The 2143-nt window shown below is 72.4% G+C and carries 3 protein-coding genes; 2 read left to right on the top strand and 1 reads right to left on the bottom strand.

The window, feature by feature from the left end:
* Positions 1-101: 101 nt before the first annotated feature.
* Positions 102-473, top strand: coding sequence for a VOC family protein (locus EEJ42_RS31955; RefSeq protein ID WP_123105387.1), 372 nt, complete (start codon positions 102-104; stop codon positions 471-473).
* Between the two features lie 44 nt (positions 474-517).
* Here EEJ42_RS31955 and EEJ42_RS31950 read toward each other — a convergent pair whose 3' ends face one another.
* Positions 518-1243: a 3'-5' exonuclease gene (locus EEJ42_RS31950; protein ID WP_123105385.1), complete on the bottom strand. Its 726-nt coding sequence runs from the start codon at positions 1241-1243 to the stop codon at positions 518-520.
* Positions 1244-1405: 162 nt separating this feature from the next.
* Here EEJ42_RS31950 and EEJ42_RS31945 point away from each other — a divergent pair, with 162 nt between their 5' ends.
* Entirely contained in the window at positions 1406-1984 is a 579-nt protein-coding gene (locus tag EEJ42_RS31945) for a DUF4365 domain-containing protein (protein ID WP_123105383.1), read from the top strand.
* Positions 1985-2143: the final 159 nt, after the last annotated feature.

The following is a 2143-nucleotide window of genomic DNA, read 5'->3' as shown; positions in this document are numbered from 1 at the left end:
CGGACCGCCAGCAGGCGGTCCGGCCCCGGTGTTTTCCGGGCTTGTCACCGCCGGACATGGGTACCCGCGAGGCTCTCGCGGATGAATCGGAGGGGTACCCCATGGCCGTCGCCACCGCAGCCGTCCTGTCCCTGGACTGCGCCGAGCCCGAAGAGCTGGCCAAGTTCTACGCCACCGTGCTCGGCGCCGAGATCACGCCGGTGACCGTCCTCGACCGGATCGACATCGCCGTCCCCGGCGGGACGCGCATGTCCTTCCTCCGGGACCACGGGTACGCCCCGCCGAGCTGGCCCCGCCCGGACGACTCCCAGCAGGCCCACCTGGAACTGCTGGTGGACGACATGGACGCCGCCGAACGCCAGGTCGTCGACCTGGGGGCACGGCCGCTGGACACCAAGGACAACGGCGGCCCGAACGACGTCCGCCTCTACTCCGACCCGGCCGGACACCCGTTCAGGCTCCGGCTCGCCTGAGGCGTAGGCAGGGGGCAGAGGCAGGGGCGGACGCAGGAGCGCCGTTACGCCGCCGCCGGAAGGTCCGGACGCAGCGGCCACGCCGGGTCGCAGACCTCGTCCGAGCCGTTGAGCGCGAACCAGGCCTGGAGGCCGCGCGCCTGCGCCGCGTACCAGGCGGTCTGCCGGGCGTGCAGCTCACTGGGCGTCAGCTTCTCCAGCCGTGACGCGTAGCGGCGGCCCACCGCCCGTACGACCTCCAGGGCGGCCATGGCGTCCGCCCCCGCGTCGTGCGCGCCCGTCAGCTCGACGCCGTAGTGCGCACACAGATCGGTGAGCGTGCGGCGGCCCTTGCGATAGCGGTCCAGGTGCTTGTCCAGCACCCGGGGATCGAGGACGGACAGCGAACGCAGCGACAGATAGGTCGCCAGCGTGGCATTGCGGTGCCGCTTCAACTCGCGGTCCAGCAGCGTCAGATCGAACGGCGCGTTCATCACCACCACCGGGGTGCCCCGCGCCGTCTGCTCGGCCAGCGCCCGCGCCACCTCGTCCATCACCGGCGCCGGCCACCGGCCGTGCTGCTGGAGATGGGTGTCGGTCAGCCCGTGTATCTCGGTCGCGGCCCGCGGCACCGGTATGCCCGGACTCACCAGCCAGCGCCGCACCTCCGGCAGGCTTCCCGCGCCGCGCTGGACGACGAGAGCGGCCGACACGATCCGGTCGTGCTCGACGTCGATCCCGGTCGTCTCCGTGTCGAACGCGGCGAGCGGCCCCTCGAACCAGGACGACATGGCCTCAACTCCTCGTGCATACGTGCCCCATGACCTCCGGATCCCGCCCCGACCAGGTGATACCCGGAGGGAGGTGGCCGAACCACCGCTGTTTGCACGGCATGTGACGGGGAGACAACACAGGTGTACGGACACCGGCGACGACCGGAAGGCGTCACGCACATGGCGCTCGCGCAGCCCGACCCGGCCCCGTCGGCGAGCGGTCTGCTGCCCGAGCGGACCGCACCCCCGCGCGGCCACATCGCCACCACCGCCTGCATGGAGACGTTGCAGGTCGGCTATCTCCACGCGGTCGCGGCGGCCGCGGGCTGCTCGCTCGCGCAGCCCTTCCCGGACCACGGCATCGACTGGCACGTCAGCCACAGCGCGCCCGGCCACGCCGTGGACGACGAGGTGACGATCAAGGTGCAGCTGAAGGCCACGTACCAACTGGCACCGCATCCGCCCGGCCCGACCTTCGCCTTCACGCTCGACAACGAGCACCTGGCCAAGCTCGCCCGCAGCCCGGTCTCCGTGCACAAGATCCTTGTGGTGATGATCGTGCCGCGCGACCGGGACGACTGGATACGGGCCGGTCACGACCGTCTGACCCTGCGGCACTGCTGCTACTGGATCAACCTGGCGGGCCACCCGGTGACGGGCCGCCGCCGGACCACCGTGCGGATCCCGACCTCGCGGATCTTCGACGACCGCGCGCTCTGCGAGATCATGACCCGGGTCGGGGCGGGAGGGAGACCCTGATGGACCGCGACCCTCCGATGCACCGCGACCCTCCGATGCACCGCGACTCCCTGACGGACCGCGACCGCGACCGCGGCCCCGCGCCGCGCCCCGACGTCCCCGCACCGCGCCCCGACGAGGTGGACCCCGCCGTCCTCGGCGCGCTGCTCGCGCGGCACG

Source organism: Streptomyces botrytidirepellens (assembly GCF_003721215.1).
Lineage (GTDB): Bacteria > Actinomycetota > Actinomycetes > Streptomycetales > Streptomycetaceae > Streptomyces > Streptomyces himastatinicus.
Note: the sequence above shows the minus strand (reverse complement) of the source record. Positions and strands in the feature narration are given on the sequence as shown.

What these genes read in the sequence shown, in the direction of transcription:
- EEJ42_RS31950 (WP_123105385.1), bottom strand. Translation starts at nt 1,243, where the DNA reads ATGTCGTCCTGGTTCGAGGGGCCGCTCGCCGCGTTCGACACGGAGACG.
- EEJ42_RS31955 (WP_123105387.1), top strand. Translation starts at nt 102, where the DNA reads ATGGCCGTCGCCACCGCAGCCGTCCTGTCCCTGGACTGCGCCGAGCCC.
- EEJ42_RS31945 (WP_123105383.1), top strand. Translation starts at nt 1,406, where the DNA reads ATGGCGCTCGCGCAGCCCGACCCGGCCCCGTCGGCGAGCGGTCTGCTG.